Origin of the sequence: Zavarzinia sp., assembly GCF_041650655.1 — a bacterium.
Classification (GTDB): domain Bacteria; phylum Pseudomonadota; class Alphaproteobacteria; order Zavarziniales; family Zavarziniaceae; genus Zavarzinia.
Genome location: NZ_JBAZKR010000001.1, coordinates 36459 through 57517 on the forward strand (window position 1 = coordinate 36459; position 21059 = coordinate 57517).

The window sequence follows — 21059 nt, forward strand, 5'->3', positions numbered from 1 at the left end:
CCAACGGGAATATATCATGGAGCACGCGATGGGCCCGCTTCCCGAAACGATGACCGCGATCGCCGTCACCACCCCCGGTGGTCCGGAGGTCTTGCAGCCGGTGAGCCTGCCGGTGCCGAAGCCCGGCCCCGGCGAGGTGCTGATCCGGCTGGAGGCGGCGGGCGTCAACCGGCCGGACGTGCTACAGCGCCAGGGCCTCTATCCGCCGCCGCCGGGGGCACCCGAGACCCCGGGCCTCGAAGGCGCGGGCACGATCGTGGCGCTGGGGGGCGGGGTCGACCGTTGGCAGTTGGGCGACCGGGTCTGCGCCCTGCTCGCGGGCCGCGGCTATGCCCAATATGCGGTGGCGCCCGGGGCGCAATGCCTGCCGGTGCCGGACGGCGTCTCCATGGTCGAGGCGGCGGCGATCCCGGAGACTTTCTTCACCGTCTGGACCAATGTCTTCGACCGCGGCGCCCTCAAGCCGGGCGAGAGTTTCCTGGTCCATGGCGGCGCCAGCGGCATCGGCACGACGGCGATCCAGATGGCGGCGGCGCTGGGTGCCAAGGTCTTCGCCACCGTCGGCGGCTCGGCCAAGGTGGAGCCTCTGAAGGCCCTCGGCGCCACCCGCGTGATCGACTACAACGCGGAAGATTTCGTCGAGGTGATCCGGGCCGGGACGGGGAAGAAGGGCGTCGACGTGATCCTGGACATGGTCGGCGGCGACTATGTCCAGCGCAACCTGTCCTGCATGGCGACGGGCGGAAGGCTCGTCTACATCGCCTTCCTGAAAGGCCCGCAGGTCGAACTGAACCTCCTGCCGCTCATGTTGAAGCGCCTGACCATCACCGGCTCCACCCTTCGCATCCGCGCGCTCGAGGACAAGGCGGCGATCGCCGCGGCGCTGGAGCAGAAGGTCTGGCCCCTGCTGGCCGCCGGCAAGATCCGCCCGGTGATCGACCGGACCTTCCCCCTGGAAGACGCCGCGGGGGCGCACATCCGGATGGACGAACGCGATCATCTCGGCAAGATCGTGCTGATCATCCGGTGAGTACGGCAATGCTACGGGCTGATCCAGACCTCGAGGGTTCCAGTGGAGATCGATTTTGTGGCGGCGATACTGACGACCTCCTTGACCCGGCCGTCGTCATTCAGGATGCGGGCGAGTTCACGCGCCGCCGCGCGATCCTGCGGCGCGCCGTAGCGGACCTCGTGCGTGCCGACGGCGGCCGACGTCCGCTCGCCGCCGAGGTCCGGCCGCTCGACCTTCCAGCCAAGAGCCAGAAGCTTGAATGCCAAGACAGTGACATCGGCGCGAGGGAAACCGGCGAACTGAATGAAGACGGTATAGTTGGCTGGGGCGACCGGCTTCAGATCGATCAGCTGGCCGTATATATTTTTGAAAACCTCGGGATCTACCTGTAGCCGGAGCAGCTTCAAGACGGCGGAATAGTCGTCCTTGCCGATCAGATTCCGGATATCGGATAGATGGTCCGTGGTGTAGGTGAGGACCCAGCTGATCCCGCGGGTGAAGGCAGCGTCGTCGAGCTTGGTGAACCAATCGGTTGCCGCAAGTTCCGCGGCTAGGACGAGCGCCCAAGTATCGAAATCACTGACGTGAGCGCCATCGAGTGCTGCCGCGACAGGGATGAAGCGTTCGGCGACGGCCGGCTTGGCGGCCTCGGGAGCGAGCCGCATCAGCATGAACGAAGTGATCGGCTGAGCGGCGCCTTGGCCGTTGGAGGGCGGCACGGAGGCAGCCGGCGGCTGGGCTGAGGGACGATCGGGTTCCTGGGTTACTTCGGCAGCGAGGGCGAGGACCGCTGATCCCCGCTCTTTGATCTCACGCAGGCTGCGGGTGGCATCTTCGAGCTGGCTTTTGAGGGGGCCGATCTTCTCAGGGTCACTTGTCGAATGAAGTTGAATGTTGATTCGATCGATCTCACCTTCGAGGCGTGTCTCTTCACGTTTCTGGGTGTCGACGATCAGTGCGGCCTGCGCCGAGCGGATAGTGGCGTCCAGAAGCTGGCGCCGTTCCGTGTCGCGGCGCTCGTATTCCTTGGCTGCCCAAGCGCGTAGGGGGTGGTCATCGAGTTCCGCGATGGCATTGAGCAAGGTGAGTTGACTGTCGGGGCTGATGTCGTGGCCAGTCAGCATGCCGAGTATGTCCTTGGCCATGTTGCTGTTGGCCTGGATCCTCGAAAGCTGCTCTTCGCTCACCGCCTTGTAGTGTCCGTCGATCAGGGCGACCAGGGCCTGCCCGGCCGATATGATGGCTGCGATGCCGGCGGTCCATTTCGTGATCTGTACAACGAGGTCGGCCGTCTGGCGTTGCCTGGGCACGCCGACAGCAGCGTATTCATCTTGTAATGGCTCCATGACGAAGCATCTCGTGTTAGGGATGAGCTTCGCATGATTTTTGCACCTTAAATTATTTTTTGATAGAAGGTTTCTCCTGAAGGATGTGGGGAAGGGGCGCGGCAGGGGGCCTTCGGCCGTCGCATTCTGAGTTGCCCAAGACTTGAGCAAAGTTTGACGGCATCATTGCGCACGTCTATATAGCCCTTATCTCTCAATGCCATGAACATGGCGGCGGCAGGCCGGAAGGCCGGTCGCAACGGTGGAGGATTGACATGTCCCTTCCCTTGATGCCCAAGGCGACGGCCGTCTGGCTGGTCGAAAACACGGCGCTGAGCTTCGATCAGATCGCCAAATTCTGCGGTCTGCACCCGCTCGAGGTGAAGGGGATCGCCGACGGCGAAGTGTTCCAGGGCATCGTCGGCCTCGACCCCGTGGCCCACGGCCAGCTCGCCCAGATCGAGATCGACCGCGCCCAGGCCGATCCGCGCTACGAGATGAAGCTCAGCGCCTCGACCAACCCGCCGCCGCGCGTGCGCTCCAAGGGCCCGCGCTACACCCCGGTGTCGCGCCGTCAGGACCGGCCGGACGCCATCGCCTGGCTGCTGCGCCATCATCCGGAACTGTCGGATGCTCAGATCTGCCGCCTGATCGGCACCACCAAGCCGACCATCAAGGCGGTGCGCGACCGCAGCCACTGGAACAGCCAGAACATCAAGCCGGTCGATCCCGTGACGCTCGGCCTGTGCACCCAGATCGAGCTCGATATGGCGGTCCAGAAGGCGGCCGATCGCACCAAGTCGGGCGAGGGCGAAGAGGACGAGGATTACGACGAGGCCAGCGCCCCCGAGACCCTGGAGGCCCTGGCCGAAGTCGAGGTCGAGGAGGAAGAGCCGGCCGAAGACTGGCCGCGCTGATCCCCGACTGACGGGCGCCGGCCGGTCCCGCCCGGACCGGCGCACCGAACAACAATAAGAAGGCGGGGACAAGAAGGCGGGAATCGCGGGGGAGAGTGATGAACAAATGGGGCCGGCGCCTGGTGATTTCGGGCGCGATCTTCTTTGCCGTCTGCGCGGGCGCCGTCGCCTATGTCTACGTCAAGGCGGGGCAGTTCCGCGGCATCGAGAATGCCGGTCAGGTCACCTGCCGTGCCATCGGCGGCGTGGTCGGGGCCGAGGACATCGCGATCGATCCCGCCCATAAGCGCGCCTTCGTCTCGGTCGACGACCGGCGGGCGACCATGGCCGGCCGGGCCGTGCGCGGCCGGATCGCCCTGCTCGACCTGACGGCCGAACCGCCGGTCGCGGTCGAGGTGAGCCCGGCCCAGCCGGAAACTCTGCATCCCCATGGCATCAGCCTGTGGACCGATCCGGCGAGCGGCGAGCAGACCCTCTTCGTCGTCAACCATCTCGATTCAGGGATCAGCCGGGTCGAGCTGTTCACTGTCGGCGCCGACGGCAAGCTCGCCCACAAGGGCGGCATCATCGGGGCCGAGCTGCTCTCGCCCAACGACATCGTCGGCGTCGGTCCGAACCGCTTTTATGCGACCAACGACCACGGCTCGACCACCGGCCTCGGCCGCCTGGCCGAGGACTATCTCCAGCTGCCCCGGGCCGATATCGTCTATTTCGACGGCACCCGCTTCCGCCGCGTCGCCGAGGGCCTGCAATATGCCAACGGCATCAATGTCTCGGCGGACGGCAAGCGCCTCTACGCGACCGAGACGACGGGCTTCGACGTGGTCGCCTATGCCCGTGATCCCGACAGTGGCGGGCTCTCCCTGCTGGGCCGCACCAGCCTGCCGAACGGGCCGGACAATATCGACATGGGGGCGGACGGCAGCCTTTGGATCGCCGGTCATCCCCATCTGCTCGATTTCGTCGAACACGCGGGCGATCCGGCCAAGCCTTCGCCCTCCGAAGTGCTGCGCCTGATCCCGGCCGCCGACGGCACCCTGGCGATCGAGACCGTGCTGACCGACAAGGGCGAGATGCTGTCCGGCAGTTCGGTCGCGGCCGATGCCGGCGGCGGGCGCTTCCTGGTCGGCTCGGTCTTCGAGGAAAAGATCCTGGACTGCCGGCGTCGCTGAGACAGCAGAGAAGTGGGCGGCGCAAATGCCTTGGTTTCGCCTGAATTCGGCCCTTCGTCGGCCCCATTGGGCGGCGATCTTCCAATCGTTGGTCCTCAACAATGGCCCGACCGGATGTCAGGAAGACCCCCTAGCCCCCAGCCCCCTTCCTGATGTTCGGTCGGGCCAGCCTCTCCCCGAGGCGGCCCACCTCCCCGATACACCCCGCACCGCCCGGCACCGCGTTCAGCCTTCGCGCTTGATCCGTCGGGGCGCGCCTCTTAGCGTGGCGCACCCAGGGCGCCGGTCGGCCCCCAGAACGACAGGGATTAGGCGACGCCCATGATCGAAATCGTGGATCTGGTGAAACGTTTCGGCCCCTTCACGGCGGTCGACGGCGTCGGCTTCAAGGTGGCGAGGGGCGAGGTTCTGGGCTTCCTCGGCCCGAACGGCGCCGGCAAGTCGACCACGATGAAGATGGCGGCCGGCTTCCTCACGCCGACCCGGGGACATGTCTCGATCTGCGGCCATGATGTCGAGAGCGACGCGATCGCCGCCCGCAAGGCGCTCGGCTATCTGCCCGAAGGCGCGCCCGCTTACGGCGACATGACACCGCGCACATTCCTCGACTTCCTGGGCCGGATCCGGCGTATGGATTCGGCGCGCCTGCACAAGCGCCTGGTCCAGGTGGTCGAGGAGATCCAGCTCGAAGGCGTGCTGGATCAGCCGATCGAGACCCTGTCCAAGGGCTTCAAGCGCCGCGTCGGCCTGGCCGGTGCCATCCTGCACGATCCGCCCTGCCTGATCCTGGACGAGCCGACCGACGGCCTCGACCCCAACCAGAAGCACGAAGTGCGCAACCTGATCCGTCGCATGGCGCCGGACAAGGCGATCGTCGTCTCGACCCATATCCTGGAAGAGGTCGAGGCGGTATGCAGCCGCGCCGTGATCATCGATCGCGGCCGCGTGGTGGCCGACGGCACGCCGGCCGACCTCGTCTCGCGCTCGCCCCTCCACAACGCGATCCGCCTCGCGCTCGGCGCCGTGGTGCCCGATTTCGCGGCCCGCCTGGCCGACGTCCCCGGTGTTACCCGCGTGATCACGCCCGAAGGCGGCCGGCCCGGACGCGACTTCCTGGTCGTGCCGCGCGACGGTTCCGCGATCATCGAGGGCGTCGCCGCCCGGCTGCGCCAGCTCGGCCTCGCGGTCGAGACCCTGACGGTCGAGACCGGCAAGCTCGACGACGTGTTCCGCACGCTCACCACCAGCGACGCTTCGAGGATCAAGGCATGAGCAGTGCCCTCACCATCGCCCGGCGCGAACTGGCGGGTTACTTCGCCACGCCGCTCGCCTATGTCTTCATCATCGTCTACCTGTTCCTGACCGGCATCTTCACCTTCTATGTCGGCAATTTCTTCGAGCGGGGCGAAGCGGACCTGGTGCCCTTCTTCGACTTCCTGCCCTGGCTCTATCTGTTCCTGATCCCGGCCATCGCCATGCGGCTCTGGGCCGAGGAACGCAAGGCCGGCACGATCGAGCTGCTGCTCACCCTGCCGGTGCCGCTGTGGGCGGCGATCGTCGGCAAGTTCATGGCCGCCTGGGCCTTCACCGCGATCGCGCTGGCGCTGACCTTCCCCTTGTGGATCACGGTCAACTACCTGGGCGAGCCGGACAACGGCGTGATCCTGGCCGGTTACATCGGCGCCCTGCTGATGGCCGGCGCCTATCTCGCCATCGGCTCCTGCCTCTCGGCGGCGACGCGAAACCAGGTGGTCGCCTTCGTGCTGACCGTGGTGGTCTGCTTCCTGTTCACGGCGTCCGGCGCGCCCATGGTGCTCGACGCCGTCGCCTGGGCGCCGCAGGCGGTGGTCGACACCGTCGCCTCCTTCAGCTTTCTCACCCATTTCAACGGCATCGTCGCCGGCGTGATCGAGATGAAGGACATCGTCTTCTTCGCCACCTTGATCGTCGCGGCGCTGGCGGCCAATGCGATCGTCATCGACATGAAGAAGGCGAGCTGACATGGCGCCCGCACGCACTCGCATCGCCGGCGGCCTCGCCCTCGCGCTGATCGCCGCCCTCTTCCTGGTGGTCAACCTGATCGCCCAGGTGGGCACCGGAGGCTGGCGCCTGGACCTGACCGAGAACCGGCTCTATACGCTCTCCGACGGCACCCAGGCGGTGCTGGCCAAGCTGGACGAGCCGGTCACCCTGCGCCTCTATTATTCGGTCTCGCTGTCGAACCAGTTCCCCGCGATCAAGACTTTCGCGACCCGGGTGACCGAACTCCTCGACGCCTTCAAGCGCGCCGGCCACGGCAATGTCCGGGTCGAGATCATCGATCCCATTTCCTATACCCAGGCCGAGGACGAGGCGAGCGCCGCCGGCATCCAGGGCAACGACACGCCGTCGGGCGAAGCCTTCTATTTCGGCCTGGTCGGCACCGGGCCGATCGGCGGGCGCGAAGTGATCCCGGTGATCACGCCCGACCGCGAGAGCTTCCTCGAATACGACCTCACCCGTCTCATCGTCTCGCTGACGGCGGAACACAAGCCGGTGCTGGGCGTCATCTCGGCCCTGCCGCTCGACGTCGGCTTCGGCGGCGCGATGGCGGCGCTGCGCGGCCAGTCCCATCCCTTCACCGTCTATTCCGAACTCTCGGAACTCTACGACGTGCGCATGTTCGCGCCCGATTTCGTCGAGATCGGCAGCCATATCGACGCCCTGCTGATCGCCCATCCGCCCAAGCTCAACGACCAGCAGCTCTATGCGATCGACCAGTTCGTCCTGTCGGGCGGCCGGGCCGTGGTGCTGGTCGATCCCAATGCCGAAGTGGCGAGCCAGGGGGCAGGCCAGGGCGCGCCGCCGCCCCAGATGGCCTCCAACCTCGATCCCCTGTTCGCCAAATGGGGCGTCAAGGTCGCCGACGACGCGGTGATCGGCGATGCCGACCTCGCCACCAAGGTGACCGTGCCGGGCAGCCGGCGGCCGATGGATTACCTCGTCTGGCTGCGCGTGCCGCATGCCCAGATGAACCCGAAGGATGTCGTCACGGCCGACCTGAACCAGGTCCTCTTCGCGACGACCGGCGCCATCCAGACGCTGGACGGGGCGACCACAAAGGTCGAGCCGCTGATCACCACGACGGCGGATTCAGGGCCGCTCAATCCGCTCGCCGTGCGCATGACCGGCAATCCGGACGACCTCCGCCAGATGTTCAAGCCGGGCGGCAAGCCCTTCACGCTCGCCGCCCGCATCACCGGCACGGTTTCGAGCGCCTTCCCCGACGGTCCGCCCAAGGTGGCCGACGCGCAGGCGCCGAACCCGACCAAGCCGGGCGACACCCCGGCTTACGGCGCCAAGGAACGGGCGCCGCTGAAACAGTCGGAAAAGCCGGTCAACCTGATCGTGATCGCCGATGCCGACGTGCTGGACGACCGCCTCTGGGTCCAGGACACGGGGCAGGGCGGGCAGCGCAGCGCGGTCCCCGTGGCCGACAACGGCAATCTGATCCTGAACGCGGTCGAGAACCTGGCCGGTTCCAGCGACCTGATCGCGGTGCGCGGGCGCGGTCCGGCCAGCCGGCCCTTCACCGTGATCGCCGACATGAAGCGCGCCGCCGAACAGAAGTTCCAGGCCCGCGCCCAGGAACTCCAGGCCAAGCTGCAGGCGACCGAGGCCAAGATCCAGGAACTGCGCAGTCAGCGCGGCGGCGCCAATGGCGCCATCGTCTCGGCCGAGACGGAAAAGGCGATCGCCGACGCCCGGGCCGAGGTGGGCGCCACGCGGCGCGAGCTGCGCGACGTCCAGCGCAACCTCGACGTCGACATCGACCGGCTGGAGAGCCGGCTCCGCTTCGTCAATATCGGGCTGGTGCCGATCATCGTCGCCCTCGTCGCCCTCGTGCTGTCCATGGTGCGGATGCGCGCCCGCCGCGCCCGCCGCGGCATCAACTAGGACCCGCCGCCATGCGCCGTTCGACCCTCGCCATCCTCCTCGGCCTCACCGTCGTGCTCGCCCTGCTCGGCGCCTATCTGGTGCTGGACCGGGTGCGCGAGACCAGTGCGGATCTCTCGGGCCGCCCCATGCTGCCCAGCCTGAAGACGGTGCTGAACGACGTCAGCGAAATCGACGTCGGCGGGGCCGAGGGCGGCTTCACCCTGAAGCGCCAGGCGGGCGACCATTGGGTGATGCCGGAGCGCAGCCTCTATCCGGTCGATTTCGGCAAGGTCCAGCGCCTGTTGATCGCGCTCGCCGAACTGAAGGCGATCGAGCCCAAGACCAAGCATCCCGAACGCCACCATTTCCTCGAGGTCGAGGACATCGCTGCCGGCGCCAAGGGCCTCCGCCTCACCGTGAAGACCGGCGACACCGTGGTCGCCGACCTGATCGTGGGCAAGCCGGTCGACGTCATGGGGGCGGACCGGGTGCCGCGCTTCTATGTCCGCATGGCGGGCGACCCCCAGGCCTGGGAAGGCGAAGCCGACCTGAAGCTGGAACGCGATCCCGCCTCCTGGCTGAACCAGGACCTGCTGGTGATCTCGCCCGAGCGCTTCCGCGCCGCCGCGGTGACGATCGGCGAGCAGAATGCGCGCATTTCCCGCGACAAGCCGGAAGCAAGTTTCGCCCTCGACGGCATGACCGACAAGGAAACGCTGAAGTCCGCCCGGGCGGGGGCGCTCGCCGTCGCGGCGACCTATCTCACCCTGCAGGACGTCCGCCCGGCGGCCGATGCCGCCAAGGGCAAGCCCATGGCCAAGGTCGTGTTCGAAACCTTCGACGGCATCGTCATCACCCTCGACATGGTGACCATCGACGGCCAGGGCTGGACCACGATCGGCGCCGCCTTCGATCCCGCCATCGCCGAGGCCGGCAAGGCGGTGCAGGGGCCGCCGGGACCGGACGGCGCCTCCCAGTTCAAGGATGCCGAAGCGGCCAAGGCCGAAGCCGGCGCCATCGCCGCCCGCACCAAGGGCTGGCTCTACCGCCTGGACGGCACCCGTGTGATCGATCTGACGCCGACCCGCGCCGATCTGGTCGACGCCAAGCCGGATGGGGCGGCACCGGCCCCCGCGATGCCGCCCGGCATGCCGGCCATGCCCGGGATGCCCGGCATGCCGATGCCCGATATTCCGCCCGCCCCGTCAGGGAATCCTTGAAGCCCCGGGGTCCGATCCTATATCGACGGCGCGAACGACATTTCGTCGAGGCATTGAGAGATGACGGAAGCAATCGAGACCCGCGGCTTCGAGGCGGAGGTGGCCCGCCTCCTGCACCTGATGGTGCATTCGGTCTATTCGGAGAAGGAGATCTTCCTCCGCGAGCTGATCTCCAATGCGTCCGACGCCTGCGACAAGCTCCGCTACGAAGCCCTGACCGAGCCGTCGCTGACCGCTGACGACCCGGGCTTCCGGGTCGAAATCGCGATCGACCCCGAGGCGCGCACGCTCACCATCGCCGACAACGGCATCGGCATGAGCCATGACGATCTGGTCGAGAACCTCGGTACCATCGCCCGTTCCGGCACTTCCGCCTTCGTCGAGCAGCTCTCGGGCGATGCCGCCTCTGACATGAGCCTGATCGGCCGTTTCGGCGTCGGCTTCTATTCGGTCTTCATGGTCGCGGAATCGGTCGAAGTCGTCTCGCGCCGGGCCGGAGTCACGGAAGCCTGGGCCTGGGAATCGGACGGCGCCGGGACCTATCGCCTGCGCCCCGCGACACGCGCCGGCCGCGGCACCACGATCACCCTGAAGCTCCGCGAGGGCGAGGATGAATTCCTCGATCCCTGGCGCCTGAAGCGGATCGTGAAGACTTATTCCGACCATATCGCCCTGCCCGTGATCCTGAAGGCGGGCAAGGAAGAGGGCGCCGAGGACGAGACGCTGAATGCCGCCTCCGCGCTCTGGACCCGGCCCAAGGCGGAGATCACGGCGGAGCAATACGCCGAATTCTACCGCCACGTCGGCCATGCCGCCGACGAGCCCTGGGCCACCCTGCATTGGAAGGCGGAAGGCACGATCGAATATACCGGCCTTCTCTTCGTGCCCACGCAGCGCCCCTTCGACCTGTTCGATCCGAAGCGCGAGAGTCGCCTGAAGCTCTATGTCCGCCGGGTCTTCATCACCGATGCCTGCGAGGCGCTGCTGCCCGGCTATCTGCGCTTCGTGCGCGGCATCGTCGATTCGGCCGACCTGCCGCTCAACATCTCGCGCGAGATGCTGCAGGAGAGCGCGCTGACCGCCAAGATCCGCGCCGGTCTCGTGAAGAAGATCCTGGCCGAGCTGGAAAAGCGCGCGGCCGACGCGGCCGATTACGCCAAATTCTGGGACGCCTTCGGCCCCGTGCTGAAGGAAGGTCTCTACGAGGATTTCGAGCGGCGCGACCAGCTCCTGAAGCTCGCCCGCTTCAAGACCACCAAATCGGGCGACGAACTGGTCTCCCTGGCCGATTACGTCGCCCGTATGCGGCCCAACCAGACGGCGATCCATTTCATCACCGGCGATGCCGCGACCGTGGCCCGCTCGCCCCAGCTCGAAGCCTTCAAGGCGCGCGACGTCGAAGTCCTGCTGCTGTCCGATCCGATCGACGATTTCTGGACCGGCGCCGGCAGCGATTTCGAGGGCAAGCCCTTCCAGTCGGCCACCCGGGGTGACGTCGACCTCTCCCTGATTCCCGAAGCCGAAGGCGCCGAGAAATCCGAGGAAGCGCCGGAAGCCGCCATCGCCACCCTGATCGCGGCGACCAAGCAGGCGCTCGGCGACGCCGTGAAGGACGTTCGCGTCTCCAAGCGGCTGACCGACAGTGCGGTCTGCCTGGTCGCCGACGCGGGTGACATGGACATGCACCTGGCCCGCCTGCTGCGCGCCCACAAGGGCTCGGAAGCGGCCGGCGCCCATGCCACGCGCATCCTGGAGATCAACCCGCGCCACCCGCTGGTGAAGGCACTGGCCGCCCGCGCCACCGCCGCCGGGGCGATGGAGGCACTCGAAGACGCCGCCCATCTGCTGCTCGACCAGGCGCGCATCGTCGAAGGCGAAAGTCCGGCCGATCCCGCCGCCTTCGCCCGCCGCCTGTCCGATGTCATGGTGCGCGCCGTCGCCTGACGGCGCGCCCTTATTATTATCAGATTTCCGCGTATTATTTGGTGCCGGGGCTGCCGCGACTGAAAGGGTTCGGCAGCCCCGCGTCCTTTACGACTTCTTTGCTGTTTTCCCCTTTATCTGGAAAGGGGCGGCCGGGAGGAAGACGGACGAGGACATGCAACACGTGGAACAAACCACGGTGGGACGCACCTTTGGGGAGGGCGAGATCGTCGCCCGCATCGCCTCCGAGGTCGGACGCCTCAGCGTCGACATCGCCGATGTGACCGGCGGCATCGAAGCCCTGAGCGGGCTCGCCGGCGATCAGGCCCGCCGTTTCGACGATATCGCCGCCGGCACCCGGGAAACCGCCGCCAGCAACCGCCATATCGCCGATGTGGCGGTCGAGACCCAGGCCGTGGTGGGCCGCGCCCAGGACAGCGTGGCGGCGGCCAGCGCCGAGATCGGCGCCTCGCTCGAGGCCGTGCAGTCGCTGGTCGGGGCGGTCGACAGTATCGGTGGCCGGCTGGCCGGCGTGAACGAGACGATGCAGCAGGTCGCCGCCATCACCGGCACGATCGAGCGGATCGCCAAGCAAACCAATCTCCTCGCCCTGAACGCCAGCATCGAGGCGGCGCGCAGCGGCGAGGCCGGCCGCGGCTTCGCGGTCGTCGCCGGCGAGGTGAAGGGGCTGGCGCGCGAGACGTCGCAGGCGACCGCCCGCATCGCCGCCGTGATCGGCGACCTGGCCGAGCGCATCCGGGAACTGGTCGCGGTCAGTGCCGACGGTTCGCGCCAGGCCGAACAGGTCGGCAAGCGGACGCAGACCATCGGCACCGTCATGTCCGGCGTCGGCGATGCCGTCGCCAAGGTCGACCGGAACGCCCGGCAGATCGCTGCCGAGACCGAGGAGATCGCGCGCCGTTGCGGCGATCTCGAAGGGGCGGTGGGCGCCATGACTGAGACGGTGACGAAATCGACCACCGCCCTCGTCGCGGCGGCGGAGCGGAGCCAGCGCGTGCTCGGCAGCAGCGAGGCGATCCTGCAGATGACGGCGGATTCGGGCTTCCGCACGGAGGACAGCAGATTCATCGATGCCGTGGTCGAAGCCGCGCGTGCGGTCGAAGCCCGGATCGAAACCGCTGTGGCCGCGGGCGAGATCGCCTTGGCCGACCTTTTCGACAAGCAATTGACGCCGATCCAGGGCACCGATCCCGTGCAATATATGACGCGCTACATCCCCTTCCTCGACCGTGCGGTCCAACCCTTGCTCGACCGCCTGCTCCAATTCGATGGGCGGGTGGTGTTCTGCGCGCCGACCGATCACAACAGGCTGATCCCCAGCCATAATCCGCAGTTCAGCAAGCCCCAGGGCCGCGATCCGGTCTGGAACGCCGCGAACAGCCGGAACCGGCGGCAGTACCGCGACAAGACGGCGGCGGCCATCGCCGCCAGCACCAAGCCCTTCCTGTTGCAGACCTATCGCCGCGACATGGGCGGCGGCGTCTTCGTCCTGATGAAGGATGTCTCGGCGCCCATCACCGTGCGCGGCCAGCATTGGGGCGGCGTCCGCCTCTGCTACCGGGCCTGAGACGACTGGCGTAACTCAGAGCGGTCGCCCGGCGAACCTCTCCACGTGCAGTGTTCGCGGAGGACGGGATGGCGGGGAATGGAATGGCCGGCGCTGGCGGTATCGATCGGCGCAAGGTCTTGGCGGGGGCCGCCGGTGTCCTCGCGGCAGCGGCTTCAGCCGGTCCGGCCCGAGCCGCCACGGGCCTGAAGGCGCTCGCCTTCGATGGTTTCGCCCTGTTCGACCTCCGTCCCGTCTTCGCCCGGGCGGAACGGGTCTTCCCCGGCCATGGCGAAGCCCTCGCCGTCGCCTGGCGCACGCGCATCTTCGACTATACTTGGCTGCGCACGGCGGCCGGGCGCTATGCCGAATTTCCCGCCTGCATCGACGGCGCGCTCCGCTTCGCCGCCGCCTCGTTGGGGCTCGTCCTCGACGAGCAATCGCGCCTCGACCTGCTCGCGGGCTTTGCCGAGGTCAAGGCCTTTGCCGATGTGGCGCCGGCCCTGACGGCCTTGAAGGCGGCGGGCCTCCGCCTCGTCGTCCTGGCCAATCCGACCGAGGCGATGCTGGCCCGTGCGGTCGCCAATTCGGGGCTGGACGGCGTCTTCGAGGCCCTGCTCTCGACCGATAAGGCCAAGACCTACAAGCCCGATCCCCGCGCCTATGCCCTGGGCACGGCGGCACTCGATCTAGCTCCCGCCCAGATCGGCTTCGTCGCCTCCGCCGGCTGGGATGCCACCGGCGCCGCCTGGTACGGCTACCGCAGCTTCTGGGTCAACCGCGGCAATGCCCCGGCGGAAGGATTGGACGCGGGGGCCGAAACCGTGGTGGCCGACCTGGTGGCGCTGGCCGGCCGGCTCACGGCCTGAACGGAACCCGGCGCAGAAGACCGGGTTGATCCCGCGGGCACGCCAGGGGGGCGAGGCTCGAGGGGGATCCGCACCATGTTCCGGCGTCTGTTGCCGTTCGTTCTGCTTTGCCTGCCGCTCGGCGGCTGCGTCACCTGGGAAAAACCGGGGGCGACCGATCTCGACCGTCAGGTCGACACCAGCGCCTGCAATGTCGAGGGTTACAACCGCTATCCGCCCTTCCTGCAGGACTATCTGGCCGAACCCGCCCATTGGGAACCGACGGTCGAGACCTGCTCAGAGGACAAGAAGCACAAGACCCGCACCTGCACGACCAGTGGCGGCTATTGGGTGCCCGACCGCTACGAGACCCGCGACCTGAACGACGGCCCGCGCGAAGCGATCTTCAACGCCTGCATGTTCCGCAAGGGCTGGCACCAGGAACAGCACTGACGGCCATGGCCTGCCTGGGCCCACGGCGCCGGCGGCTCGCGGCCCGGATGCCGCTCACTTGCTCGGCGGGGTGATCTTCAGGCCGTCGGGGCCGACATCGATCTGCAGCGTCTCCCGGTCCTTCTCATAGGCCCGATAGGCGATGGCGCCGCCGCCGACCAGCAGGACGACGATGACGGCGACGAGAAACTGGCGTGAAAACATGATGGGCTTTCCTTCGGCTGGCTGGGGCTCGTCTCACCGCCTTCGGCCTATCCGCAGGAAGCCGGGTCGACATCGCCCGAATATCGAAGTCGGGCCTGTCTGAGCATTTGTCACCCTACAGGAAATGGATGCCCACGGCCCCTTTAATCGCCTGTCGAACCGACAATAAAATGGCCGGACCTTTCAGTCCGGCCATTTCCTGTTTCACGCCTGAATTCGGCGTTACTTCATGGTCGGGATGGCGAATTCGGCGCCCGAGCGGATGCCGGTCGGCCAGCGGCTCGTGACCGTCTTGATCTTGGTATAGAACTTCACGCCCTCGGTGCCGTGCTGGTTGGTGTCGCCGAAGGCCGAGCGCTTCCAGCCGCCGAAGGAGTGATAGGCCAGCGGCACCGGGATCGGCACGTTGATGCCGACCATGCCGACCTGGACCCGGCTGGCGAATTCGCGCGCCGAGTCGCCGTCGCGGGTATAGATCGCGACGCCGTTGCCATAGGTGTGCTTCGACGGCAGGTCGATCGCCTCGTCGAAGGAATTGGCGCGGCAGATCTGCAGCACGGGGCCGAAGATCTCGTCCTTGTAGGTGCGCATGTCCGGCGTCACATGGTCGAACAGGCTGCCGCCCAGGAAATAGCCCTTCTCATAGCCCTGGAGCTTGAAGTTGCGGCCGTCGACCAGCAGCTTGGCGCCTTCCTGGACGCCCAGGTCGATATAGCCCTTCACCTTGGCCATGTGCTCGGCGGAAACCACCGGGCCGTAGTCCGAGGTCGGGTCGAAGCTGGGGCCGACCTTCAGCGCCTCGACGCGCGGCACCAGCTTCTCGACCAGGGCGTCGGCGGTCTTCTGGCCCACCGGCACGGCGACCGAGATCGCCATGCAGCGCTCGCCCGCCGAACCATAGCCGGCACCGATCAGGGCGTCCGCCACCTGGTCCAGGTCGGCGTCGGGCATGATGATCATGTGGTTCTTGGCGCCGCCCATGGCCTGCACGCGCTTGCCGTTGGCGGTGCCGGTGGCATAGACGTAAGAGGCGATATTGGTCGAGCCGACGAAGGACACGGCCTGGATGCGCGGGTCGGTCAGGATGGTGTCGACCGCGACCTTGTCGCCGATCACGACGTTCAGCACGCCCGGAGGCCCGCCCGCCTCGAGGAACAGCTCGGCGAGGCGCAGGGGCACCGACGGGTCCTTCTCGGAGGGCTTGCAGACGAAGGTGTTGCCGCAGGCGATGGCCACGCCGAACATCCACATCGGGATCATGGCGGGGAAGTTGAACGGCGTGATGCCGGCCACGACGCCGAGCGGCTGGCGCATCGAATACATGTCGATGCCGGGGCCGGCGCCTTCGGTGAACTCGCCCTTCATCAGGTGCGGGATGCCGCAGGCGAATTCGATCACTTCGAGGCCGCGCTGGATGTCGCCCTTGGCGTCGGAGATGACCTTGCCGTGCTCTTCCGAGAGCAGGCGGGCCAGGTTCTCCATCTCGCGTTCGACCAGTTCCTTGAACTTGAACATCACGCGGGCGCGCTTCTGCGGGTTCTGCGACGACCAGGCGGGGAAGGCGGCCTGGGCGGAGGCGATCGCGCTCTCGACTTCTTCCTTGGTCGCCAGCGGGGCCTTGCGGATGGCCTCGCCCAGCGTCGGGTTGTAGACGTCGAGGAAACGGCCGCTCTGTCCTTCGACATGCTGGCCGTTGATGAAATGGGTGAGATGGGTCATGGCGTTCCCCGCTGATTTTCCGGCCCTATGCTCGTCGCACGCGCCTGGTGGCAGGGAAACTGGCACAGGCCGCTTTGATCTTCCACAGGCGATGACGCAGGATCGTTGTGCGGAAACGCAGAGGGGGCACCACCACATCATGCAGCATTGCCCATGACCGGCCGGTTGGACTGGGACGACCTCCGCTTCCTTCTCGCCGTGGCGCGAGCGGGCCGGGTCTCGCTGGCGGCGAAACGGCTCGGCGTCGATCATTCGACCGTGATCCGGCGCATCGGCGTGCTGGAGGAGGCGCTGGGCGCCCGCCTGGTCGATCGCGGGCCGACCGGCTACGAGCTGACCGACCGCGGCGTCACCCTGGTTGCCGCGGCGGAACAGATGGAAAGCTTGGCGCTGACGGCCCTCGACGAGATCGAGGGGGTGGACACGCGGATTTCCGGCGCGGTCCGCATCGGCGCGCCGGACGGTTTCGGCACGCTCTTCCTGGCCCCCCGTGTCGGCCAGCTCGCCATGCAGCACCCGGGGCTCGAAATCCAGCTCGTCGCCATGCCGCGGGTGTTCAGCCTGTCGCGGCGCGAGGCGGACATGGCGATCAGCCTGTCGCCGCCACGCTCCGGCCGGTTGGTCACGGCCAAGCTGACCGACTATCGCCTGGGCCTCTATGGTGCCGCGTCCTATCTGGACCGCATGGGCAGTCCGGCGCGGGTCGACGACCTGCCGGGTCACCGCTTCATCGGCTATATCGACGATCTTCTCTATACGCCCGAACTCGACTATCTGGCCGAGATCCATCCAGGTATCCGCGCGGGCCTCCGTAGTGCCGGCCTGGTCGCCCAATTGCAGGTGGTGAAGGCGGGCTACGGGCTCTGCGTGCTGCCCCATTTCGTCGCCGCGGGGGAGGTCGGCCTCGTGCCGGTACTGCCGGCCGAAGTCTCGCTCACCCGCTCCTTCTATCTGCTGACCCACGGGGATCTCAAAGACTTGCCGCGGATCCGCGCCGTCGGCCGTTTCGTGACAGAGGAGACCCGGGCGGCGCGGGACCTGTTCCTGCCCTGAGGCGGCGGCGAAATTTCCGGCTCGACGGTATCTATGCCCCGGGGCGAGCCGCTACACTGAGGCTCGCGCAGTGGAACGGACATGAGTCTCACCTATCAGATCATCCTCATCGGGGCCCTGCTGGGCGTTTTCGCGATCGTCGCCGGGCGGGTTTCCTCACGCCTCGGGGCGCCTGTCCTGCTGGTCTTCCTGGGCCTCGGCATGGTGGCGGGGGAAGATGGCCTGGGCATTCACTACGACGATGTCTTCGGGGCCTATTTCGTCTGCTCGGTGGCGCTCGCCGTGATCCTGTTCGACGGTGGCTTGCGCACCCAGCGGAGCACGATCGCGCTGGCTGGCCGACCGGCCCTGGTGCTGGCCACTGTGGGCGTCGCGATCACCGCCGGCATCGTCGCGGTCGCCGCCTGGGCGGTGTTCGGTACGCCGCCTGCGGGTGCCCTGCTGATCGGCGCCACAGTGGCATCGACCGACGCGGCCGCGGTGTTCTTCCTGCTCCGCCTGCAACGTCTCGACATCGCGCGGCGCGTCGCCTCCACCCTCGAAGTCGAATCGGGGCTGAACGACCCGATGGCGATTTTCCTCACCCTGCTCGCGATCGAGATGGTGCAGGCCGGGCAATTCTCCATCGGCCACGGCATCGCCGTCTTCGCGCTGCAGATCGGCGGGGGCCTGTTGTTCGGCCTCGCCGGGGGCAGGGCCCTGGTCGCCCTGGTGAACCGGCTGGAGATCGCGGCCGGCCTCTATCCGATCCTGGTGGTGATGTCGGTGCTCACCCTCTTCGCCGGGGCGCAGTTGGTCGGCGCTTCGGGTTTCCTCGCCGTCTATGTCGCCGGCTTCGTGCTGGGCAACGAGCGGCACCGGGCGAGCCAACTCATCCTGCGTTTCCACGACGGTATCGCCTGGCTCGCCCAGATCGCCATGCTGCTCACCCTGGGCCTCCTGGTGACGCCGACCAAGCTGCTGCCCGTGCTGCTGCCGGCGCTCGGCGTCGCTGCCGTGCTCATGCTGGTGGCGCGGCCGCTCGCCGTCTTCCTGTGTCTCTGGCCCTTTCGCTTCACCATGCGCGAGAGGGCCTTCGCCGCCTGGGTGGGACTGCGCGGGGCGGTACCGATCTACCTCGCCCTGCCGCCGATCATCGAGCATATGCCGGGGAGCGAGGCTTTGTTCGGCGTGGCCTTCGTCGTCGTGCTGACCTCGCTCATGCTCCAAGGCTGGACCGTGGCGCCCTCCGCCCGTTTCCTGGCCCTGGCCCTGCCGCCCAGCGAAACCCGGGCGGAGCGGCGCGACGTCGACGTGCCGCTGGGGGCCGACCGGGACATCGTCGGCTATACCGTGCTGCCCGGCTCGGTGGTGGCGGCCGAGGCCTTCGCCGAAATCCGCTTCCCCGAGGGGGTGCATGTCCTTTCCGTACTGCGCGCCGGTGCGGTGGTGCGGCCGGGCGATCTCGACCACCTTTCGCCGCGCGACTATGTCCTGCTGGTCGCCGATCCCGAGCGTGTCCACGCCCTCGACCGGCTGTTCGCCTCGCGCCGGACCGACCGGGGACAGGCGCTCGCCACGATCGGCGAATTCCTGGTCGACGGCCAGCAGGCGATGGACGACCTGTGCCGTGCCTATGGCCTCGCGTTGCGGGCGCAGGACCAGGGGCGCACCATCGCCGCCGTGGTTACCGCCGCTTTCGCCGGCAAGCCGGTGGAGGGCGACCGGATGCCCTATGGGCCGGTCGAACTGGTGGTTCGCGCGCTCGACGAGAGGGGTGCTGTCACCGCCGTTGGCCTCGCCCTGGAGCCCGAGGCGGAACGGCCGTCGCTGGCCCGGGCGGCGCGGGCGTTGCGGCGGCTCCGCGGCCGCCTGGGGCGGCTTGCAGCGCGGGGCCGGCGCGCCTAAAAGGGTCCGCCACGGTCGGAGCGGGAGGAGAGCGGCGGCATGGTGACGCTTTACCACATCGCCGACGGCCGGCTGATCCGCACGCCCTGGACGCTGGGCGCGCCCCTGCCCGAACGCCTGGTCTGGGCCGACATCCTGGAGCCGACGCGGGACGAAGAGCATTCCCTCGAGGCCCTGCTCGGGCTCGATCTGCCGACAAGGGCGGAGATGCGCGAGATCGAAGTGTCGTCCCGCCTCTACGAGGTCGACGGGGCGCGCTTCATGACTGCAACCGTGGTCTCCAAGGCCGATACGCCGACCGCGGAGGCGAGCGCCATCACCTTCGTCATGGCGAACCACGTCCTCGTCTCGCTGCGCTATTCCGATCCGCTCGCCTTTACCATTTTCTCGGCGCGGGCGCTCAAGCTGCCGGGCCTCTGCGACAATGGCGAGGGCGCGCTGGCCGGCCTGATCGAGGCGATCATCGATCGCGCCGCCGACGTGCTCGAAAATGTCGCGACCGAGATGGACACCTTGTCCCGCCAGGTGTTCCGCGCCCGGACAGGGGGCAATGTCGAATCCGCCGATCTCGAGGAGGCGCTGCTCTCCCTCGGCCGCTTCGACGACCTGACCGGCAAGGTGCGCGAGAGTCTGGCCTCGATCGAGCGGGTGGTGACCTTCCTGTCGCAGGCCTTGGCGAGTGAGGTGAAGAAGGATTACCGCGCCCGCCTGAAGACCATGGCGCGCGACGTGCGCTCGATCACGGAACATGCAGCGGCTCTGGCCCAGAAGGTGAATTTCCTGCTCGACGCCACCCTGGGCTTGATCAACATCGAGCAGACACGGGTGATCAAGATCCTTTCGGTCGCGGCGACCGTGTTCCTGCCGCCCACGCTGATCGCCTCGATCTACGGCATGAATTTCGACGTCATTCCCGAACTGCATTGGGAATTCGGCTATCCCCTGGCCGTTGCGATGATGGTCGTCTCGGCCGTGCTGCCCTACCTCTATTTCAAACGCAAAGGCTGGTTGTGACGCGATGGATCTCTTCCTGCTGCTGTCCGTGATCGCCATCGGTACCCTCGAGGGGTTGACCGAATTCCTGCCCGTGTCTTCGACCGGCCATCTGATCGTGTTGAAGGAGGCCTTGGGCGTGGAACTGCCTGCCGCCTTCCTGATCGCGATCCAGCTCGGTGCCATCCTGGCGGTCTGCTTCGTCTATCTGCGCCGGTTGACCGATACGGCGATCGGCCTCGTCCGGCGTGATCCGCAGGCCTGGCATTTCACCATCAACATCCTGCTGGGTTTCCTGCCGGCGGCGGTGGTCGGCATCTTCGCCTATGGCTTCATCAAGTCGGTGTTGCTGGAGAGTCCGGCGACGGTCGGCGTCGCGCTGATCGTCGGCGGTATCGCCATCATCGTGATCGAGCGTCTGCTGGAGCGGACGACGGTCGCCACCGTCGACGCCATGACGCCACTGCTCGCCTTCAAGATCGGCTGCGCGCAGTGTCTCGCCATGATCCCCGGCGTGTCGCGGTCCGGCGCCACCATCATGGGCGGTCTCACCTTCGGCCTGGGCCGCAAGGCGGCGACGGAATTCTCTTTCTTCCTGGCGATTCCCACGATGGTCGCGGCGACCGGCTATGACATCTACAAGACGGCCCATACGCTGACCAATACCGGGGCGGCGGCCATCGCCATCGGCTTTGCCGTGGCCTTCGTGGTCGCGGCCCTTGTCGTCAGGGGCGTGGTCGGCTTCATCGAGCGCCACGGCTTCTACCCCTTCGCCTGGTATCGCATCGCTGCCGGCAGCCTGATCCTGGTCTGGCTGGCGCTCCGCTGAAAGCGACGCGGCCGCCCCG

General features: G+C 67.5%; 18 protein-coding genes. 15 read left to right on the forward strand and 3 right to left on the reverse strand.

Going from position 1 to position 21059, the window contains the following annotated elements:
- The first annotated feature begins 28 nt into the window (after positions 1 to 28).
- Positions 29 to 1030 (forward strand): NAD(P)H-quinone oxidoreductase, encoded by a 1002-nt coding sequence (locus tag WC493_RS00205; protein WP_373061267.1) that lies wholly within the window; start codon positions 29 to 31, stop codon positions 1028 to 1030.
- Positions 1031 to 1041: 11 nt separating this feature from the next.
- On the opposite strand, the gene WC493_RS00210 is transcribed toward WC493_RS00205, so the two are convergent.
- Complete coding sequence (locus WC493_RS00210; protein WP_373061269.1) at positions 1042 to 2358, reverse strand: hypothetical protein; 1317 nt, start codon at positions 2356 to 2358, stop codon at positions 1042 to 1044.
- Positions 2359 to 2612: 254 nt separating this feature from the next.
- On the opposite strand from WC493_RS00210, the gene WC493_RS00215 reads away from it, so the two are divergent.
- The 10 genes from WC493_RS00215 (at position 2613) to WC493_RS00260 (ending at position 14355) form a co-directional block, all read left to right on the forward strand.
- On the forward strand, positions 2613 to 3254 hold the full coding sequence (locus tag WC493_RS00215) for a DUF1013 domain-containing protein (RefSeq protein ID WP_373061271.1): 642 nt from the start codon (positions 2613 to 2615) through the stop codon (positions 3252 to 3254).
- A gap of 98 nt (positions 3255 to 3352) precedes the next feature.
- Positions 3353 to 4426, forward strand: coding sequence for an SMP-30/gluconolactonase/LRE family protein (locus WC493_RS00220; RefSeq protein ID WP_373061273.1), 1074 nt, complete (start codon positions 3353 to 3355; stop codon positions 4424 to 4426).
- Positions 4427 to 4747: 321 nt separating this feature from the next.
- Positions 4748 to 5698 carry an ABC transporter ATP-binding protein gene (locus tag WC493_RS00225; protein ID WP_373061275.1) on the forward strand — a complete coding sequence of 317 codons (951 nt, stop codon included), beginning with the start codon at positions 4748 to 4750 and terminating at the stop codon, positions 5696 to 5698.
- Entirely contained in the window at positions 5695 to 6426 is a 732-nt protein-coding gene (locus tag WC493_RS00230) for an ABC transporter permease subunit (protein WP_373061277.1), read from the forward strand. Before WC493_RS00225 ends, WC493_RS00230 begins: the two co-directional genes overlap by 4 nt.
- Position 6427: 1 nt before the next feature.
- Positions 6428 to 8362: a Gldg family protein gene (locus tag WC493_RS00235; RefSeq protein ID WP_373061279.1), complete on the forward strand. Its 1935-nt coding sequence runs from the start codon at positions 6428 to 6430 to the stop codon at positions 8360 to 8362.
- 11 nt (positions 8363 to 8373) lie between these two features.
- Positions 8374 to 9564, forward strand: a complete 1191-nt coding sequence (locus WC493_RS00240; RefSeq protein ID WP_373061281.1) for a DUF4340 domain-containing protein — start codon at positions 8374 to 8376, stop codon at positions 9562 to 9564.
- Between the two features lie 60 nt (positions 9565 to 9624).
- Positions 9625 to 11508: a molecular chaperone HtpG gene (gene htpG / locus WC493_RS00245; RefSeq protein ID WP_373061283.1), complete on the forward strand. Its 1884-nt coding sequence runs from the start codon at positions 9625 to 9627 to the stop codon at positions 11506 to 11508.
- A gap of 178 nt (positions 11509 to 11686) precedes the next feature.
- Complete coding sequence (locus tag WC493_RS00250) at positions 11687 to 13075, forward strand: methyl-accepting chemotaxis protein (RefSeq protein ID WP_373061285.1); 1389 nt, start codon at positions 11687 to 11689, stop codon at positions 13073 to 13075.
- Between the two features lie 68 nt (positions 13076 to 13143).
- Positions 13144 to 13923 (forward strand): haloacid dehalogenase type II, encoded by a 780-nt coding sequence (locus WC493_RS00255; protein ID WP_373061287.1) that lies wholly within the window; start codon positions 13144 to 13146, stop codon positions 13921 to 13923.
- A 75-nt stretch (positions 13924 to 13998) separates the two neighbouring features.
- Complete coding sequence (locus tag WC493_RS00260) at positions 13999 to 14355, forward strand: hypothetical protein (protein ID WP_373061289.1); 357 nt, start codon at positions 13999 to 14001, stop codon at positions 14353 to 14355.
- A gap of 54 nt (positions 14356 to 14409) precedes the next feature.
- On the opposite strand, the gene WC493_RS00265 is transcribed toward WC493_RS00260, so the two are convergent.
- The gene (locus WC493_RS00265) at positions 14410 to 14559 is read right to left on the reverse strand and encodes a hypothetical protein (protein ID WP_373061291.1); all 150 of its coding nucleotides are present in this window, start codon (positions 14557 to 14559) and stop codon (positions 14410 to 14412) included.
- A gap of 222 nt (positions 14560 to 14781) precedes the next feature.
- Complete coding sequence (locus WC493_RS00270; protein ID WP_373061293.1) at positions 14782 to 16278, reverse strand: CoA-acylating methylmalonate-semialdehyde dehydrogenase; 1497 nt, start codon at positions 16276 to 16278, stop codon at positions 14782 to 14784.
- 153 nt (positions 16279 to 16431) lie between these two features.
- Here WC493_RS00270 and WC493_RS00275 point away from each other — a divergent pair, with 153 nt between their 5' ends.
- From WC493_RS00275 to WC493_RS00290, 4 genes are all read left to right on the forward strand, one after another.
- A complete protein-coding gene (locus WC493_RS00275; protein ID WP_373061295.1) occupies positions 16432 to 17331 on the forward strand; it encodes a LysR family transcriptional regulator in 900 nt (299 codons plus the stop codon).
- Between the two features lie 81 nt (positions 17332 to 17412).
- Complete coding sequence (locus WC493_RS00280) at positions 17413 to 19218, forward strand: potassium/proton antiporter (RefSeq protein ID WP_373061297.1); 1806 nt, start codon at positions 17413 to 17415, stop codon at positions 19216 to 19218.
- A gap of 39 nt (positions 19219 to 19257) precedes the next feature.
- Complete coding sequence (gene corA / locus WC493_RS00285) at positions 19258 to 20232, forward strand: magnesium/cobalt transporter CorA (protein ID WP_373061299.1); 975 nt, start codon at positions 19258 to 19260, stop codon at positions 20230 to 20232.
- Between the two features lie 4 nt (positions 20233 to 20236).
- Positions 20237 to 21040, forward strand: a complete 804-nt coding sequence (locus WC493_RS00290) for an undecaprenyl-diphosphate phosphatase (RefSeq protein WP_373061301.1) — start codon at positions 20237 to 20239, stop codon at positions 21038 to 21040.
- Positions 21041 to 21059: the final 19 nt, after the last annotated feature.

Bases quoted from the DNA above. Each gene is read 5' to 3' on its own strand.
- WC493_RS00205 (WP_373061267.1), top strand. From the start codon at position 29: ATGGGCCCGCTTCCCGAAACGATGACCGCGATCGCCGTCACCACCCCC.
- htpG (WP_373061283.1), top strand. From the start codon at position 9,625: ATGACGGAAGCAATCGAGACCCGCGGCTTCGAGGCGGAGGTGGCCCGC.
- corA (WP_373061299.1), top strand. From the start codon at position 19,258: ATGGTGACGCTTTACCACATCGCCGACGGCCGGCTGATCCGCACGCCC.
- WC493_RS00270 (WP_373061293.1), bottom strand. From the start codon at position 16,278: ATGACCCATCTCACCCATTTCATCAACGGCCAGCATGTCGAAGGACAG.
- WC493_RS00235 (WP_373061279.1), top strand. From the start codon at position 6,428: ATGGCGCCCGCACGCACTCGCATCGCCGGCGGCCTCGCCCTCGCGCTG.
- WC493_RS00210 (WP_373061269.1), bottom strand. From the start codon at position 2,358: ATGGAGCCATTACAAGATGAATACGCTGCTGTCGGCGTGCCCAGGCAA.
- WC493_RS00260 (WP_373061289.1), top strand. From the start codon at position 13,999: ATGTTCCGGCGTCTGTTGCCGTTCGTTCTGCTTTGCCTGCCGCTCGGC.
- WC493_RS00280 (WP_373061297.1), top strand. From the start codon at position 17,413: ATGAGTCTCACCTATCAGATCATCCTCATCGGGGCCCTGCTGGGCGTT.
- WC493_RS00240 (WP_373061281.1), top strand. From the start codon at position 8,374: ATGCGCCGTTCGACCCTCGCCATCCTCCTCGGCCTCACCGTCGTGCTC.
- WC493_RS00220 (WP_373061273.1), top strand. From the start codon at position 3,353: ATGAACAAATGGGGCCGGCGCCTGGTGATTTCGGGCGCGATCTTCTTT.
- WC493_RS00225 (WP_373061275.1), top strand. From the start codon at position 4,748: ATGATCGAAATCGTGGATCTGGTGAAACGTTTCGGCCCCTTCACGGCG.
- WC493_RS00265 (WP_373061291.1), bottom strand. From the start codon at position 14,559: ATGTTTTCACGCCAGTTTCTCGTCGCCGTCATCGTCGTCCTGCTGGTC.
- WC493_RS00255 (WP_373061287.1), top strand. From the start codon at position 13,144: ATGGCGGGGAATGGAATGGCCGGCGCTGGCGGTATCGATCGGCGCAAG.
- WC493_RS00275 (WP_373061295.1), top strand. From the start codon at position 16,432: ATGACCGGCCGGTTGGACTGGGACGACCTCCGCTTCCTTCTCGCCGTG.
- WC493_RS00230 (WP_373061277.1), top strand. From the start codon at position 5,695: ATGAGCAGTGCCCTCACCATCGCCCGGCGCGAACTGGCGGGTTACTTC.
- WC493_RS00215 (WP_373061271.1), top strand. From the start codon at position 2,613: ATGTCCCTTCCCTTGATGCCCAAGGCGACGGCCGTCTGGCTGGTCGAA.
- WC493_RS00290 (WP_373061301.1), top strand. From the start codon at position 20,237: ATGGATCTCTTCCTGCTGCTGTCCGTGATCGCCATCGGTACCCTCGAG.